Source organism: Streptomyces litchfieldiae (assembly GCF_031845365.1).
Taxonomy (GTDB): domain Bacteria; phylum Actinomycetota; class Actinomycetes; order Streptomycetales; family Streptomycetaceae; genus Streptomyces; species Streptomyces litchfieldiae.
The window spans coordinates 103314-117552 of the sequence record NZ_JAVREL010000009.1 but is presented as its reverse complement, the minus strand read 5'-3'; the positions used below and the strand labels follow the sequence as shown (position 1 = coordinate 117552).

The following is a 14239-nucleotide window of genomic DNA, read 5'->3' as shown; positions in this document are numbered from 1 at the left end:
GGCCACGTGTCACGGGACACGTGCCCACCGCGGCGGTGCCCCATCCGGCACATCCGCACCGGCCGTCGCACAAGCCGCATCAGCACCGCGCGCCACATTCCTGCCCACGCACGCCCGCGCACCGGCACAGTCGCCGAGGAGGCCAGCCCATGGCAAGCGCGTCACCGCCGATTCTCACCCTGACCGGCATCACCAAATCGTTTCCCGGTGTCCGCGCCCTGGACGGCGTCGACCTGGACGTGAACCCCGGCGAGGTGCACTGCCTGCTGGGCCAGAACGGCGCCGGGAAGTCCACCCTCATCAAGGTCGTCTCCGGCGCCCACCGGCCCGACTCCGGCGAGATCGTCTGGCAGGGCGAACGCGTCGTCCTCGGCTCGCCGTCCGCCGCCATGCGGCTGGGCATCGCCACGATCTACCAGGAACTCGACCTCGTCGAGCACCTGTCCGTCGCCGAGAACGTCCATCTCGGGCACGAGACCGCCACCGCCGGCTTCGTGCGGCGCGGCGCCGCCCGCGCCGCCACCGCCGCGCTGCTGGCCCGCCTCGGCCACCCGGAGATCGACCCCGGCCGCATCGTCGGCACCCTCTCCGCGGCGGGCCGGCAGATCGTCAGCATGGCCCGCGCCCTCTCCCACGACGCCCGGCTGATCATCATGGACGAGCCGTCCGCCGTTCTCGACCCCGACGAGGTGGGCAACCTCTTCCGCATCGTCGACGACCTCACCGAGGCCGGCGTCGCCATCGTCTACATCTCCCACCGGCTGGAGGAGATACGGCAGATCGGCGACCGGGTCACCGTCCTCAAGGACGGCCGCGTCGTCGCCCGCGGCCTGCCCGCCGCCACCACCGCCACCCGCGACATCGTCGCCCTGATGACCGGCCGCGAGGTCGAACACGCCTTCCCCGCACGCCCACCGGCGCCCGCCGACACCGGCGCCGAGCCAGTGCTCCGCGTCGAAGGACTCGCCCGCGCCGGCGAGTTCGCCCCGTTCCACCTCCAGGTGCGGGCCGGCGAGGTCGTCGGCCTCGCCGGGCTCGTCGGCTCCGGCCGCTCCGAGATCCTGGAGACCATCTACGGCGCCCGGCGCGCCACCGCCGGCCGCGTCCTGGTCGACGGCCGCCCGCTGCGCCCCGGCGACGTCACCGCCGCCGTGCGCGCCGGGCTCGGCCTCGCCCCCGAGGAGCGCAAGGCCCAGGGCCTGTTCCTGCTCGAATCCGTCACCCGCAACGTCTCCATCTCCTCCCTGCCCCGCTTCTCCCGCGCCGGCTGGCTGGACCGCGCCGGCGAACGGGCCGCCGCGGCCGCCCGCGCCCGCGAGCTGTCCCTGCGCCCCGCCGACCCCGACCGCCAGATCCGCACGCTCTCCGGCGGCAACCAGCAGAAGGCCGTGCTCGCCCGCTGGCTGCTGCGCCACTGCAAGGTCCTGCTGCTCGACGAGCCGACCCGGGGCGTCGACGTCGGCGCGCGGGCCGAGCTGTACGCCCTCATCCGCCGGCTGGCCGACGACGGCGTGGCCGTTCTGCTGGTCTCCAGCGAGATACCCGAAGTCCTCGGTCTCGCCGACCGGGTGCTGGTCCTGCGGGAGGGACGGGTCGTGCACACCGCACCCGCCCGGGAGCTCGACGAGCACCGGGTCCTCGATCTCGTCATGGAAGGGAGTCCGGCGTGACCCACGGCGCCACCTCCGAACCCGCATCGTCGCCCTCGCTCGCCAAGTCGCCGCCGCCGGACGCGCCGTCGCCGGCGGCCGGCCGCGGGCCCCGCGCCCGGCTCCCGCTCGGGTCCCTCACCGATGTCCACAGCCTCTCCCTGGTCGGGGTGCTCGCCGTCCTGTCGCTGATCGGCGCCATCACCGCGCCCGACCAGTTCCTCAGCGTCGACAACGTGCAGTTGATCCTCACTCAGGCTTCCGTGATCGGCGTGGTCACCGTCGGCATGACCTTCGTCATCATCGGCGGCGGCATCGACCTGTCCGTCGGCGCGATCGTCGCCCTGGCCTCCGTCTGGTGCACCACCGTGGCCACCCAGGAGTACGGCATGGGCGGCATGATCTTCTGCGCGCTCGCCGTCGGCCTCGGCTGCGGACTGGTCAACGGAGTGCTGATCGCGTACGGGCCGATGGTCCCGTTCGTGGCCACCCTCGCCATGCTCGCCTCGGCCCGCGGCCTGGCCCTCCAGATCACCGAGGGCCGGACCCAGATCGTCACCGTCGACTCGGTGCTCGACCTCGGCGGGCGCGACGCCTATGTCCTGGGCGTCCCGCCGCTGGTGATCATCTTCGCGGGTGTGACGGCCATCGGCTGGGTGCTGCTCAACCGCACCACCTTCGGCCGCCGCACCGTGGCGATCGGCGGCAACCCCGAGGCGGCCCGGCTGGCCGGCATCGCGGTCAAGCGCCAGCGGCTGATGATCTACGGCCTGTCCGGCCTGTGCTGCGGCGTCGCCGCGTTCATGCTCGTCGTGCTCAGCGGCTCCGGCCAGAACACCAACGGCAACCTCTACGAGCTGAACGCGATCGCTGCGGCGATCATCGGCGGCACCCTGCTCAGCGGCGGGCGCGGCACGATTCTCGGCGCCGTGCTCGGCGTCCTCGTCTTCCAGACCATCACCAACCTCTTCACGCTGAACAACCTGGAGAGCGCGGTCCAGCAGATCGCCCAGGGCGCGATCATCGTCGCCGCCGTCCTCCTCCAGCGCCGCACCGCCGCACAACAACCCTGACCTCCACGGAAGGTGCACACCATGACCGATTCACCCGCCGGTCCGATCGCCAGCCGCAGAGGGCTGCTCTTCGGCACCGCCGCCGCCTCCGCCGGCATGTTCCTGGCTGGTTGCACCAGCAACGAGTCCAATGACGACGAGGGTGGCGAGCAGGCGCCGGCCGCGGCCAGCGACGAGCCGGGCCGCCACGTCACCATCGGCTTCGCCGGCCCGCAGGCCGACCACGGCTGGCTGAACGCGATCAACGAGAACGCGCGCAGCCGCGCCGACGGATACGAGGACGTCACGCTGGAGATCACCGAGGGCTCCAACGACACCGCCACCCAGATCGGGCAGATCGAGACCCTGATCAACAGCGCGGTCGACGTCCTCGTCATCCTGCCCGCCGACGGCCGCGCGCTGACCCAGATCGGCCTCGACGCCATGCGGGCCGGGATCCCCGTGATCAACCTGGACCGGATCTTCGACAGCCCCCAGGCGTACCGCTGCTGGATCGGCGGCGACAATTACGGCATGGGACTCAACGCCGGGCACTTCATCGGGGAACGGCTGCGCGACGTCGAGAACGCCCGCGTGGTCGAACTCGCCGGCACCGACAGCCTGGAGCTGACCCGGCAGCGCACCCAGGGCTTCGACGACGCGCTGGCCACCTACCCGAACATCGAAAAGGTGGCCCGCCAGGCCGCCGAGTTCACGGTGGAGTCGGGCCAGGAGGTCATGTCGGGGCTGCTCCAGGCCCAGCCGGAGTTCGAGGCCCTGTGGAACCACGACGACGACCAGGGCGCCGGCGCCCTGCGCGCCATCGACCAGGCCGGCCGTGACGAGTTCATCATGGTCGGCGGGGCCGGGTCCAAGGCAGCCATGGACGCCATCCAGGCGGACAACTCGGTCCTGAAGGCCACCGTCCTCTACCCGCCCACCATGGCCGCCTCCGCCATCGACCTGGCCCGTGCCCTCGGGCAGGCCAAGGGCGTGGGGGGCCTGGCCGAGTTCGAGATCCCGTCCTCCGTCACCCTCTACTCCGCCGTCGTCACGAAGGACAACGTCGAGCAGTACCTGCCGACCGGCTTCAACTGACGCACCGCACCAGAAGAATCGCGACTGACAGGGAACCAGATGCCGCATTCCACCACACCTCCACTCGGCGTCGGCATGGTCGGCTACGCCTTCATGGGCGCCGCCCACTCCCAGGGCTGGCGTACCGTGGCCCGGGCCTACGACCTGCCGCTGTCCCCCGTGCTGGCCGCCGTCTGCGGGCGCGACCCGGGCGCCGTCCGGGCCGCCGCCGACAAGCTCGGCTGGGCCGCGGCCGAGACCGACTGGCGGGCGCTGATCGCCCGCGACGACGTGTCGCTCGTGGACATCTGCACCCCCGGCGACAGCCACGCGGAGATCGCCATCGCCGCCCTGGAGGCCGGCAAGCACGTGCTGTGCGAGAAGCCGCTGGCCAACACCGTGGCCGAGGCCGAGGCGATGACCGAGGCGGCCCGGGCCGCCTCGGAGCGTGGCCAGATCGCCATGGTCGGCTTCAACTACCGCCGCGTTCCGGCCCTCGCCCTGGCCCGCCGGCTGGTCGCCGACGGCCGGATCGGCACGCTGCGCCACGTGCGCGTCAGCTACCTCCAGGACTGGGGCGAGGATTCGGACCTGCCCCTGGTCTGGCGGCTCCAGAAGGAGAAGGCCGGCTCCGGGGCGCTCGGCGACCTCGGCGCGCACATCGTCGACCTCGCCCAGCATCTCTCGGGCGAGCTGCTGACCGGCGTCTCCGCGCAGACCGAGACGTTCATCACCGAACGCGCCCTGCCCGGCGGCGGCCCGGGCGAGACCGGCCGGGTCACCGTGGACGACGCCGCCGTGTTCACCGGCCGGCTCGCCTCCGGCGCGCTCACCTCCTTCGAGGTCAGCCGGCTGGCCGCGGGCCGCAAGAACCAGCTCCGGATCGAGCTCAACGGGTCCGACGGTTCTCTGGCCTTCGACCTGGAGCGGCTCAACGAACTGGAGTTCCACGACCACACCCTGCCCGGCGCCGAGGCCGGCTTCCGCCGCATCCTGGCGACCGAGCCGGACCACCCCTACCTGGAGGGCTGGTGGCCGCCGGGGCACGGCCTCGGCTACGAGCACACGTTCACCCACCAGGCGCGCGACCTGGTGCGGGCCATCGCCGAGGGCGTCCAGCCGGAGCCCACCTTCGCCGACGGCCTCCAGGTCCAGCGGGTCCTGGCCGCGATCGAGGAGAGCGCGGAGAAGAACGCCGTCTTCACCCCCGTCCCGGCAGCCGAGTAGGAGAGGCAGGAACACGAACGCCATGCCACGCAAGTTCACACTGTTCACCGGCCAGTGGGCGGACCTGCCCCTGGAGGAGGTCTGCCGGCTGGCCCGTGACTTCGGTTACGACGGTCTGGAACTGGCCTGCTGGGGCGACCACTTCGAGGTCGACCGGGCGCTCGCCGAGCCGGACTACGTCGCCGGGCGCCGCGCGCTGCTGGAGAAGTACGGCCTGGAGTGCTGGGCCATCTCCAACCACCTCGTCGGCCAGGCCGTCTGCGACCACCCGATCGACGAGCGCCACCAGGGCATCGTGCCGCCCCGGATCTGGGGTGACGGCGAGCCGGAGGGCGTCCGGACCCGGGCCGCCAAGGAGATGGCCGACACCGCGCGGGCCGCCGCCGCCTTCGGCGTGCGCACCGTCATCGGCTTCACCGGCTCCTCGATCTGGCACCTGGTCGCGATGTTCCCGCCCGTGCCGCCGGGGATGATCGAGCGCGGCTACGAGGACTTCGCCGAGCGGTGGAACCCGATCCTCGACGTGTTCGACGCCGAGGGCGTGCGGTTCGCCCACGAGGTGCACCCCAGCGAGATCGCGTACGACTACTGGACGACCAAGCGCGCCCTCGAAGCGGTGGACCACCGCCCGGCGTTCGGGCTGAACTTCGACCCGAGCCACTTCGTCTGGCAGGACCTCGACCCGGTCAACTTCCTCTACGACTTCCGGGACCGCATCTACCACGTGGACTGCAAGGAGGCCCGCCGGCGGCTGGACGGTCGCAACGGCCGGCTGGGCTCCCACCTCCCGTGGGGCGACCCGCGCCGCGGCTGGGACTTCGTCTCCGCCGGGCACGGCGACGTCGTGTGGGAGGACGTCTTCCGGATGCTGCGCTCCATCGGCTACGAGGGACCCGTCTCGGTGGAGTGGGAGGACGCCGGCATGGACCGGCTGGCCGGCGCCCCCGAGGCCCTGGCCCGGCTGCGGGCCTACGACTACCCGCCGCCCACCGCGTCGTTCGACGCGGCTTTCGGCAGCGAGTGACGCCGATCTCCCGAACGCCCGGTCTCCGCACGGACCGTGCCCGGCCCGCGGTGGGCCCGGGCCGGCCGTGACGGAGGCGTTCCCCTGCCCGTCGCCATCGGCGCGGGGGAACGCCGGGGCGGGCAGTACGACGCGCGGGTCAGGCGCCCTTGAGCAGGTCCAGCGCCGCGTCGGCCAGCCGCTCCGGGGGCGGGCCGACGTCCAGCACCGCGCCGTTCTCCCCGGGGGTCAGCGGCTCCAGGTCGGCGAGCTGCGTGGCCAGCAGCTCCGGGGGCATGAAGTGGCCGGCGCGCTGCCCGATCCGCTCGGCGATCAGCTCCGTCGTGCCGTGCAGATGGAGGAAGAACACCCCGGGGGAGCCCGCCCGCAGCACGTCCCGGTAGCGGACCTTGAGGGCGGAGCACGTCATCACGCCGCCACTGCCCTCCTCCTCCCGCTCCCGCAGCCAGGCGCCGAGCGATTCCAGCCAGGGGCCGCGGTCGGCGTCGTTCAGCGGGATCCCGGCCGACATCTTGGCGATGTTGGCCTCGGGGTGGAAATCGTCCGCCTCGGCGAAGGGGACGCCCAGCCGCTCGGCCAGCAGCCGCGCGACGGTCGTCTTGCCCACGCCGGATACGCCCATCACGACCACGGTGGAGTAAGCCATGCCCCCACTATCCGGCTCCGGGCGCGTCTTCGCCAAATGCGCGCCGGTCCGGCTCCCAGCCGGTCCTCAGTCCTGGCCGCGGAGCAGTCCCCGGGCGCGGCGCAGTTCGGTCTCCGACTCGCGGCCGGTGCCCGCGATGACGGTCAGCGCCTGCCGGGCCTTGCCGGGCGCCGAGTCCAGCACCCGGCCGGCCGCCTCGGCCTGGACCACCATTCCGGCCACCCGGTGCCCGGCGATGTCGTACATCTCACGGCAGATCTCGATGCGTTGCGCGGCCACCGCCGCCCGCTGCCGGGCGGCCCGGATCTGCGCCAGCCCGGCGGCCCGTTCGGCGAGCTGGGTGCGGTAGCACCGGCGGCAGCGGGTCCGGTAGCCCAGGGCCCAGGCCAGCGCGATCGGCACCGACAGCGCGACGGTCGTCTTGATCGCGGCGCCCGGGGCGTCGGCGTCCCGGACGGCCGCCAGGACCGCCACGCCCAGGCCGCCGGCCAGCGCGAGCCGCACGGCCCACCGCGCGCCCCGGTCGGCCACCGCGCAGATGATGGCGTACACGGCGAGGGCGGCGGCCGGCAGCGCGCCGTCCCGCAGGATCTCGGCCAGGCACCCCGCGAGCGCGAGGAGCAGCATCCGCTCCGGCAGCCGCCGCCGCAGGGCCACCCCGAGGGACAGCGCGACCGCCACCGTGGCCGGTACCACGGCCGCCCAGCCGTGCAGCGAGGAGTCCACCGCGATGTTCACCACGCACAGGGCGAACACCAGCAGGGCCCCGCAGATGTCCGTCGCCGCGGGGTTCCGGCGTGGATAAACGCGTGGCCGATTCATGCCGGTCAGGGTATGGCCGCGACCCGGTGGGTGAACAGGGCCGGAACCGGATTTCCGGAAGCGGTGGATCCGCTTGCCGGGGAACGGGCGTTGGCGCACCCGTGGCCGCCCGCTGTTCTCGCGGACGGTGACTGATTGTCACACCCATGGATTACAGTGGCGACAGCCGCGCCCTGGGAGGTTCTCGTGACCGAGTCGTCGTCCCAACCATCCGCCACCCGGAAATCCCCCCGCCCGCCTCTGCTGCCGGACCGGCTGCGCCCCGCCGCGTTCGGGGCCCGGTCCACCGGGGAGCGGCTCACCCGCGTCCAGCGCTCCCCGCAGTACCGCGACGGCGCCTTCCGCAACGAGCGGCCGGTCAGCATGGGCGGTGCCCGCGACATGCTGCCGATGCTGCGGGACATGCTGCGGCGCGCCGACCGGGTGCGGCGGAAGCCGGCCGGCCGGCTGCCCCTTGTCCGGCCCGCCGCCGTCGAGCCGGGCGATGTGCCGGGCTCCGGGCTCCGGTTGACCTGGCTGGGGCATGCCAGCGTGCTGGCCGAGATCGACGGGCACCGGGTGCTGTTCGACCCGGTGTGGGGCACGCGCTGCTCGCCCTTCCCTTTCGCCGGGCCGCGGCGGCTGCACCCGGTCCCGGCGCGGCTTGCCGAGCTGGGACCGCTGGACGCCGTCGTCATCTCCCATGACCACTATGACCACTTGGACATGCCGACGATCCGGGCGCTGATCTCGTCCGAGGCGGTGTTCGCCGTGCCGCTCGGCGTCGGCGCGCACCTGGAGCGGTGGGGGGTGCCCGCCGCGCGCCTCGTCGAGCTGGACTGGCACGAGTCGGCGCGGGTGGGCGGGCTGACGCTGACGGCCACCCCCGGCCAGCACTTCTGCGGCCGGGGCCTGCGGGACCGTTTCCAGACGCTGTGGGCCTCCTGGGTGGTGACCGGCCCCGAGCACCGGATCCACCACACCGGGGACACCGGGTACTTCCCCGGCTTCGCCCGGATAGGCGCGGAGCACGGCCCGTTCGACGCGACCATGGTGCAGATCGGCGCCTACAGCAGCGAGTACTGGCCGGACATCCACATGACCCCGGAGGAGGGCGTGCGGGCCCATCTCGACCTGTCCGGCGGCGTGCCGCACGGGGTGCTGCTGCCCATCCACTGGGGCACGTTCAACTTGGCGCTGCACCCGTGGGAGGAGCCGGTGGAGCGGACGGTGCGCGCGGCCAAGGACGCGGACGTGACCGTCGCCGTGCCGAAGCCGGGGGAGTCGTTCGAGCCGGCCGCGGGTCTGCCGCTGGACGCCTGGTGGGAGGCCATCGCCGTACGGCCCGCGGCGAGCGCCGCGTCCCCCGACCCCTCGCTGAACGCCCGCCCCGCGGACGGCTGATGACGGCCGGGCCGGACGCCCCTGGGGGTCCGGCCCGGCCGTCCGGCGGTGGTCACTCGGGAGGCGGGGCGCGCAGCGGGTCGTGGCCCACGCTCATCAGCCGGTAGCGCCACGTCGGTTCGGGCACCTCCTCGCGCGGGCCCTGCGCGCGCTCGTCGCGGATCGTGTCCACCACCTCGCGCATCAGCCGGATGTCGCCGTCGGTGAGGTCCATCTGCCGCTTGCGGAGAATCGCCAGCACCCCGCGCCCCTGCTCGCTGCCCGACTTGTCGGGCGGCTCCTCCGTCTCCTCGCCCGCGCTGCTCGTCCGCAGCCACGCGCCCAGCTCGTGCGACGTCATGTTGACGACGTTGTGAAACTCGGCCCACAACGCGTCGATCTCGAACGCGTCGGTGTCGGCCATGGTGCGCCTCCCAACCCGTGGTTGCCGCCGTCAGCGGCCCGCTCGCGCGCGCACGTCCGCCGCGAGGTCCTTGTCCAGCGCGATCCGGACCAGCCCCGCCGTGAGCCGGGGCACGTCGTCCCGGGACACCAGCCCGCCGAGCGTCTTGGGGGAACGCGGCAGGCCGACCCGTTCGGCGCCGTCCTGCGCCTTGCGGTCGATATAGGGGGCGTGCTCCGGCCAGACGGCCTGCACCTCGCGCAGGAAGATGTCCACGCCCATCGGGCCGATCCCGGGGAACTCCCGCAGCCGCTGCGACACGTCCGGCCCGCGTACCTTCCGCAGGTCGCCGCCGTACCGGTCGAGCAGCAGTTGTGCGCCGTCCCCCAACTGGGTCGCGGTCCGCTCGTCGTAGCGGCGGTAGTGGCCCACGCCCAGCGCGTCCACCCGTTGCTGCCAGGTGGCCTCGGCCATCCGCTTGGGGTCGCGCATCCCGGCGTCGAACAGCGCGCGGGCCGCGGCCACGGCGATGTCCGACTTGATGCGGGCGGAGAGCAGGTGCGCGAGCACCAGCGCCTGGTAGAGCGGCCCCGGCGTGTTCCGCAGCCGGATGCCGGCCTGCTCGGCGTACGTCTGGCCGCACCGGTCGATCAGCGCCTGTGCGGTCTTCTCGGTTCGCGTGCTCATCGCGAGTCCCGCCTCTCCGCCCGCGCGGGGCCGGTCACTGCGTCCCGGGGCGCTCGGACTGCGGGCCGCGGCCCCGCTCGGTGCGCGGGCCCCGGGAGCGCCAGTGGGGATCGTTCTGCAGCTCCTCGTTGGCCTGTCGGTTGGCCTGTTTGTCCGGCACGCCCTCGTCCTCGGCGCGCTTGCGCTTGTGGGCGCGGTGGATGTCGTACTTCTTGCTGCCCGGTTCAGGCATCGTCACCACCTCGTGCCGCCGAGTTCCCCGCCGGGCCCGGGTGAAACGACACGGCGACGGCCCGGGCCGCGCGAGCGTCGTTTCACCCGGCGCCGCTCAGTCCCCGGCCGCGGCCGGGGCCAGGCCGAGCGGCAGGTGGCAGGCGGCCAGGTGCGAGCCGTCGCCGGGCGCCGGCTGCTCGGCCGGGACGACCTCGGCGCAGATGTCCACGGCCTGCCAGCACCGGGTCCGGAAGCGGCAGCCGGACGGCGGGTCGACCGGGGAGGGGACCTCGCCGGACAGCACGATCCGCTGGGGCCGCTCCGGCCCGCCGGTGCCCGCCAGGCTGGGCGCGGCGGACAGCAGCGCGGCCGTGTACGGGTGGCGCGGCGCGGTGAACACCTCCTCCGCCGGTCCCGACTCCACCACCCGGCCCAGGTACATCACCGCGACGCGGTCGGCCACGTGCCGCACGACCGACAGGTCGTGCGAGATGAACACGTAGGCGACGCCCAGCTCCGCCTGGAGGTCGGTGAGCAGGTTGAGCACCTGCGCCTGCACGGACAGGTCCAGCGCCGACACGGGCTCGTCGCAGACGATCACCTCGGGGTTGAGGGCCAGGGCCCGGGCGATGCCGATGCGCTGGCGCTGGCCGCCGGAGAACTCCTGCGGATAGCGGTCCGCGTCGCTCGCGCGCAGCCCCACCATCTCCAGCAGCTCGCGCACCCGCTTGCCGCGCTCCTGCCGGGGCACGAGGCCGGGGTGCGAGCGCCACGGCTCGCCGATCAGGTCCGCCGCGTTCAGCCGCGGGTTGAGCGAGGCGAAGGGGTCCTGGAAGACCATCTGCACCTTGCGCCGCCAGGCCAGGAGCTCCTTGCCGCGCAGGGCGAACGGGTCGGTGCCGTCGAACCGCACGGTGCCGGCGTCCGGGCGTTCCAGCATCAGCAGCACCCGGGCCAGCGTGGACTTGCCGCAGCCCGACTCGCCCACGAGCCCCAGGGTCTCGCCGCGCCCGACGGTGAGGTCCACGCCGTCCAGCGCGCGCAGCCGGTTGCTGCCCGAGGGGCTGCGCGGCACGCGGAAGCTCTTGGTCAGGCCGCGTGCCTCCAACAGCGGCTGCGGTGGCGCGTTGTCAGGCATGGGCCAGCTCCTTCCAGTAGTGACAGGCCGAGGCGCGGCCGGGCCCCGTGCCGGTCAGCGGCGGTGCCTCGGTGGCACACCGCTCCCGCGCCATCGGGCAGCGGTCGCTGAACGCGCAGCCCGCGGGCAGCGTGGCCGGCCGGGGCGGGCTGCCCTCGATCGACAGCAGCCGGGTGCCGCGCGGGTGGTCGGCGGGGACGGAGCTGAGCAGCCCGCGGGTGTAGGGGTGGCGCGGCGCGCCGAACACCTCCTCGACCGGGCCGGACTCCACGATCGAGCCCGCGTACATCACGGCGACCTCGTCGGCCTGTTCCGCGACGACGGCCAGGTCGTGGGTGATGAGCACGAGCGCCATCCGGGTCTCCCGGCGCAGCTCCGCCAGGAGTTCCATGATCTGGGCCTGCACGGTGACGTCGAGGGCCGTCGTCGGCTCGTCGGCGAGCAGCACCGTGGGGCGCAGCGCCACGGCCATCGCGATGAGCAGGCGCTGCCGCATGCCGCCGGAGAACTGGTGCGGGTACGCCTTCGCGCGCGACCGCGGCTCGGGTATGCCGACCCGTTCCATGAGCTCGATGGCCTTCTCGGCCGCGGCGCGGCGGGAGAGCCCCTCGTGGATGCGGAACGGCTCGGCAAGCTGGGAGCCCACCGTGTACACGGGGTTGAGGGCGGTCAGCGCGTCCTGGAAGACGACGGCCAGGCCCGGGCCCGCGAGCCGGCGCCGTTCGCGCGGGCTCAGCCGGAGCACGTCCGTGCCGTTCAGGAGCACCTCGCCGCCGACGACCTCGGCGACCGGGTCGAGGAGTCCGGCGATGGCCTGGGCCGTCATGCTCTTGCCGCACCCGGACTCGCCGAGCAGGGCGAGGGTCTGTCCCGAGCGGACGGAGAAGCCGACGTCGCGGACCACCGGCACCGGGCCGTCCGGGGTCTGGACCCGCACGGAGAGCCCGTCGACCGCCAGGGCCGCCCGTTCCGCCGGGGGGTCGGCGAGGGAGACGGCGACGGCGTTGTCGTCCTTGTTCATGCCCCCTCCTTTCCGATGTGAGGCGCCTGGGCGACCTGGGCGGCCTGTCCGATCGTCGGGGCCCGTCCGCCGCCGGCCGCGCGGCGGCCGCGCTTGGGCGCGGTGAGCCGCCAGCGCTGGCCCGGGTCGCCGGCGATCCTGGCCCAGGCGGCGAGGACGGTGGCCGAGACGGTGGTGAGGATGATCGCCAGGCCCGGGAAGAACGCGATCCACCAGGCGGTCTGCAGCTCCTGCCGGCCCTGGGCGACCATGAGGCCCCAGGAGACGTCCGGAGGCTGGATGCCGATGCCAAGGAAGCTCAGCGAGGACTCGGTGAGCATCACGAAACAGAAGTCGACGGCGGCCACGGTGAGCAGCGTGGGCAGCACGATCGGGGCGACGTGGCGCCGGATGGTGGCCCAGTTGCCAGTGCCGAAGGTGCGTGCCGCGTCGACGAACAGCCTGCTGCGCAGCTCGGCCGACTCCGCCCGGGCGGTGCGCAGGTAGATGGGGATGCGGGCGATGGCCAGCACCAGCACGATGTTGGCGGCGCTCGGGTCGAACACGTAGAGGACGACAACGGCCAGCAGCAGCGAGGGGAAGCTGAGGATGACGTCGGCGACGCGCATCGACAGGCTCTCCCGCCAGCCGCGGTGGAAGCCGGCCCACATGCCCCAGACGGAGCCGACGATCAGCGACAGCAGCACCGCGGGGACGGCGACGGACATGGTCGTGCCCGCCGCGACCACCAGCCGCGCCAGGACGCTGCGGCCGAGCGAGTCGCTGCCGAGGACGAACTCCCAGCCCTCGTCGACGCTGAGGGGCCGCAGGTTCACGGCGTGCAGGTTCTGCTCCCGGGCGAGGTCGCCCAGCAGGGGCGGCCCGAGGACCGCGCAGAGCGCCACCAGCAGCAGCACACCGCTGGCCGCCATCGCCATCCGGTCCTCGCGCAGCAGGGCGAACGCGCCGGCCGCCCGGCCGCGGGTGCCGGTCTTCTTGGTCTGGTCGGTGGTCATGCCATCGCCCCCTGCCTGACGCGCGCGTCCAGCAGCGCGTAACAGACGTCGATGAGGATGTTGAGCGCGAAGATCGTCAGCGCGGTCAGCAGCACCGCCGCCTGGAGCACCGCGAAGTCGCGCTGGAGGATGGAGTCGATCATCAGCTTGCCGATGCCGGGCCAGCCGAAGATGGTCTCCACCACGACGGCGCCGTTGACGAGCCCGACGGTGAGGTCGCCGGCGACGGTGAGGGCCGGCGCGCCCGCGTTGCGCAGCGCGTGCTTGAAGATGACCCGCCGCTCGCTGGCCCCCTTGCTGCGCGCCACCTTGATGTAGGGCGCCGACAGCGCGGACACCATGGCGCCGCGCACCACCTGGACCAGGACGCCGAACGGCCTGATCAGCAGGGTCGCCACGGGCAGTACCCAGGCCGCGGAACCGGCGGTGCCGGAGGTGGGCAGCCAGTCGAGCTGGACCGCGAAGATCAGCACGCCCATGATCGCGAACCAGAAGTCGGGGGTGCTGGCGGCCGTCGCGGACAGGAAGCTCGCGACGCGGTCGGCCGGCGAGTTGGGCCGGTAGGCGGCGAGGCTGCCGACGACGACGGCGCCGATGACGGCCAGGAGCATGGTGAACCCGGCCAGTTGGAGAGTGGCGGGGAACGCCCGCAGCACGGCCTCGTCGGCGGGCTGCGCGGTCCGCAGCGACTCACCGAAGTCGAACTGGACGATCTGCCGGAGGTAGTCGCCGAACTGGGCGATGAGCGGGTCGTCGAATCCGTTGTGGGCGGCGAACGCCTCGCGCATCTCCGGGGTGGCGCTGAGCGGGAGGTAGAGGTTGGCGGGGTCCCCGGTGAGGCGCGCCAGGAAGAACACGCCGAGTATCACGACCAGCAGCGGGAGGGCGCTGGATGCGATGCGGTGTCGTAGGAAGGTCAGCAT

At 73.4% G+C, this 14239-nt stretch carries 15 protein-coding genes; 6 read left to right on the top strand and 9 right to left on the bottom strand.

The window, feature by feature from the left end; translation table 11 throughout:
• The first annotated feature begins 149 nt into the window (after positions 1-149).
• The 5 genes from RM590_RS16980 to RM590_RS16960 are packed head-to-tail and all read left to right on the top strand — an operon-like array spanning position 150 to position 6029.
• Positions 150-1670, top strand: coding sequence for a sugar ABC transporter ATP-binding protein (locus tag RM590_RS16980; protein ID WP_311705433.1), 1521 nt, complete (start codon positions 150-152; stop codon positions 1668-1670).
• The gene (locus tag RM590_RS16975; protein ID WP_311705432.1) at positions 1667-2722 is read left to right on the top strand and encodes an ABC transporter permease; all 1056 of its coding nucleotides are present in this window, start codon (positions 1667-1669) and stop codon (positions 2720-2722) included. The genes RM590_RS16980 and RM590_RS16975 overlap by 4 nt, the downstream gene beginning before the upstream one ends.
• Before the next feature lie 21 nt (positions 2723-2743).
• Positions 2744-3799: a substrate-binding domain-containing protein gene (locus tag RM590_RS16970; protein ID WP_311705431.1), complete on the top strand. Its 1056-nt coding sequence runs from the start codon at positions 2744-2746 to the stop codon at positions 3797-3799.
• Positions 3800-3838: 39 nt separating this feature from the next.
• The gene (locus RM590_RS16965; RefSeq protein WP_311705430.1) at positions 3839-5005 is read left to right on the top strand and encodes a Gfo/Idh/MocA family protein; all 1167 of its coding nucleotides are present in this window, start codon (positions 3839-3841) and stop codon (positions 5003-5005) included.
• Between the two features lie 22 nt (positions 5006-5027).
• On the top strand, positions 5028-6029 hold the full coding sequence (locus tag RM590_RS16960) for a sugar phosphate isomerase/epimerase family protein (RefSeq protein WP_311705429.1): 1002 nt from the start codon (positions 5028-5030) through the stop codon (positions 6027-6029).
• Between the two features lie 139 nt (positions 6030-6168).
• Here RM590_RS16960 and RM590_RS16955 read toward each other — a convergent pair whose 3' ends face one another.
• Positions 6169-6675, bottom strand: coding sequence for a gluconokinase (locus RM590_RS16955; RefSeq protein ID WP_311705428.1), 507 nt, complete (start codon positions 6673-6675; stop codon positions 6169-6171).
• Positions 6676-6741: 66 nt separating this feature from the next.
• Complete coding sequence (locus tag RM590_RS16950) at positions 6742-7497, bottom strand: histidine kinase dimerization/phosphoacceptor domain-containing protein (protein ID WP_311705427.1); 756 nt, start codon at positions 7495-7497, stop codon at positions 6742-6744.
• Between the two features lie 240 nt (positions 7498-7737).
• Between RM590_RS16950 and RM590_RS16945 the strand changes: the two genes are divergently transcribed.
• Positions 7738-8880, top strand: a complete 1143-nt coding sequence (locus tag RM590_RS16945) for an MBL fold metallo-hydrolase (RefSeq protein WP_311705571.1) — start codon at positions 7738-7740, stop codon at positions 8878-8880.
• A 52-nt stretch (positions 8881-8932) separates the two neighbouring features.
• Here the strand turns inward: RM590_RS16945 and RM590_RS16940 are convergent, their stop codons facing one another.
• From RM590_RS16940 to RM590_RS16910, 7 genes are all read right to left on the bottom strand, one after another.
• A complete protein-coding gene (locus tag RM590_RS16940; protein ID WP_311705426.1) occupies positions 8933-9283 on the bottom strand; it encodes a DUF3140 domain-containing protein in 351 nt (116 codons plus the stop codon).
• Between the two features lie 30 nt (positions 9284-9313).
• Positions 9314-9949 (bottom strand): HhH-GDP family DNA glycosylase, encoded by a 636-nt coding sequence (locus RM590_RS16935; protein ID WP_311705425.1) that lies wholly within the window; start codon positions 9947-9949, stop codon positions 9314-9316.
• Between the two features lie 34 nt (positions 9950-9983).
• Positions 9984-10181, bottom strand: a complete 198-nt coding sequence (locus RM590_RS16930) for a hypothetical protein (protein ID WP_311705424.1) — start codon at positions 10179-10181, stop codon at positions 9984-9986.
• A gap of 96 nt (positions 10182-10277) precedes the next feature.
• Positions 10278-11300: an ABC transporter ATP-binding protein gene (locus tag RM590_RS16925; RefSeq protein ID WP_311705423.1), complete on the bottom strand. Its 1023-nt coding sequence runs from the start codon at positions 11298-11300 to the stop codon at positions 10278-10280.
• Positions 11293-12321: an ABC transporter ATP-binding protein gene (locus RM590_RS16920; protein WP_311705422.1), complete on the bottom strand. Its 1029-nt coding sequence runs from the start codon at positions 12319-12321 to the stop codon at positions 11293-11295. The genes RM590_RS16925 and RM590_RS16920 overlap by 8 nt, the downstream gene beginning before the upstream one ends.
• A complete protein-coding gene (locus tag RM590_RS16915) occupies positions 12318-13316 on the bottom strand; it encodes an ABC transporter permease (RefSeq protein ID WP_311705421.1) in 999 nt (332 codons plus the stop codon). The genes RM590_RS16920 and RM590_RS16915 overlap by 4 nt, the downstream gene beginning before the upstream one ends.
• Positions 13313-14239: an ABC transporter permease gene (locus RM590_RS16910; RefSeq protein ID WP_311705420.1), complete on the bottom strand. Its 927-nt coding sequence runs from the start codon at positions 14237-14239 to the stop codon at positions 13313-13315. Before RM590_RS16910 ends, RM590_RS16915 begins: the two co-directional genes overlap by 4 nt.

Excerpts from the sequence above, each read along its gene's own strand:
- RM590_RS16970 (WP_311705431.1), top strand. The coding sequence starts at position 2,744 with ATGACCGATTCACCCGCCGGTCCGATCGCCAGCCGCAGAGGGCTGCTC.
- RM590_RS16940 (WP_311705426.1), bottom strand. The coding sequence starts at position 9,283 with ATGGCCGACACCGACGCGTTCGAGATCGACGCGTTGTGGGCCGAGTTT.
- RM590_RS16960 (WP_311705429.1), top strand. The coding sequence starts at position 5,028 with ATGCCACGCAAGTTCACACTGTTCACCGGCCAGTGGGCGGACCTGCCC.
- RM590_RS16955 (WP_311705428.1), bottom strand. The coding sequence starts at position 6,675 with ATGGCTTACTCCACCGTGGTCGTGATGGGCGTATCCGGCGTGGGCAAG.
- RM590_RS16920 (WP_311705422.1), bottom strand. The coding sequence starts at position 12,321 with ATGAACAAGGACGACAACGCCGTCGCCGTCTCCCTCGCCGACCCCCCG.
- RM590_RS16935 (WP_311705425.1), bottom strand. The coding sequence starts at position 9,949 with ATGAGCACGCGAACCGAGAAGACCGCACAGGCGCTGATCGACCGGTGC.
- RM590_RS16925 (WP_311705423.1), bottom strand. The coding sequence starts at position 11,300 with ATGCCTGACAACGCGCCACCGCAGCCGCTGTTGGAGGCACGCGGCCTG.
- RM590_RS16915 (WP_311705421.1), bottom strand. The coding sequence starts at position 13,316 with ATGACCACCGACCAGACCAAGAAGACCGGCACCCGCGGCCGGGCGGCC.
- RM590_RS16965 (WP_311705430.1), top strand. The coding sequence starts at position 3,839 with ATGCCGCATTCCACCACACCTCCACTCGGCGTCGGCATGGTCGGCTAC.
- RM590_RS16910 (WP_311705420.1), bottom strand. The coding sequence starts at position 14,239 with ATGCTGACCTTCCTACGACACCGCATCGCATCCAGCGCCCTCCCGCTG.
- RM590_RS16980 (WP_311705433.1), top strand. The coding sequence starts at position 150 with ATGGCAAGCGCGTCACCGCCGATTCTCACCCTGACCGGCATCACCAAA.
- RM590_RS16930 (WP_311705424.1), bottom strand. The coding sequence starts at position 10,181 with ATGCCTGAACCGGGCAGCAAGAAGTACGACATCCACCGCGCCCACAAG.
- RM590_RS16950 (WP_311705427.1), bottom strand. The coding sequence starts at position 7,497 with ATGAATCGGCCACGCGTTTATCCACGCCGGAACCCCGCGGCGACGGAC.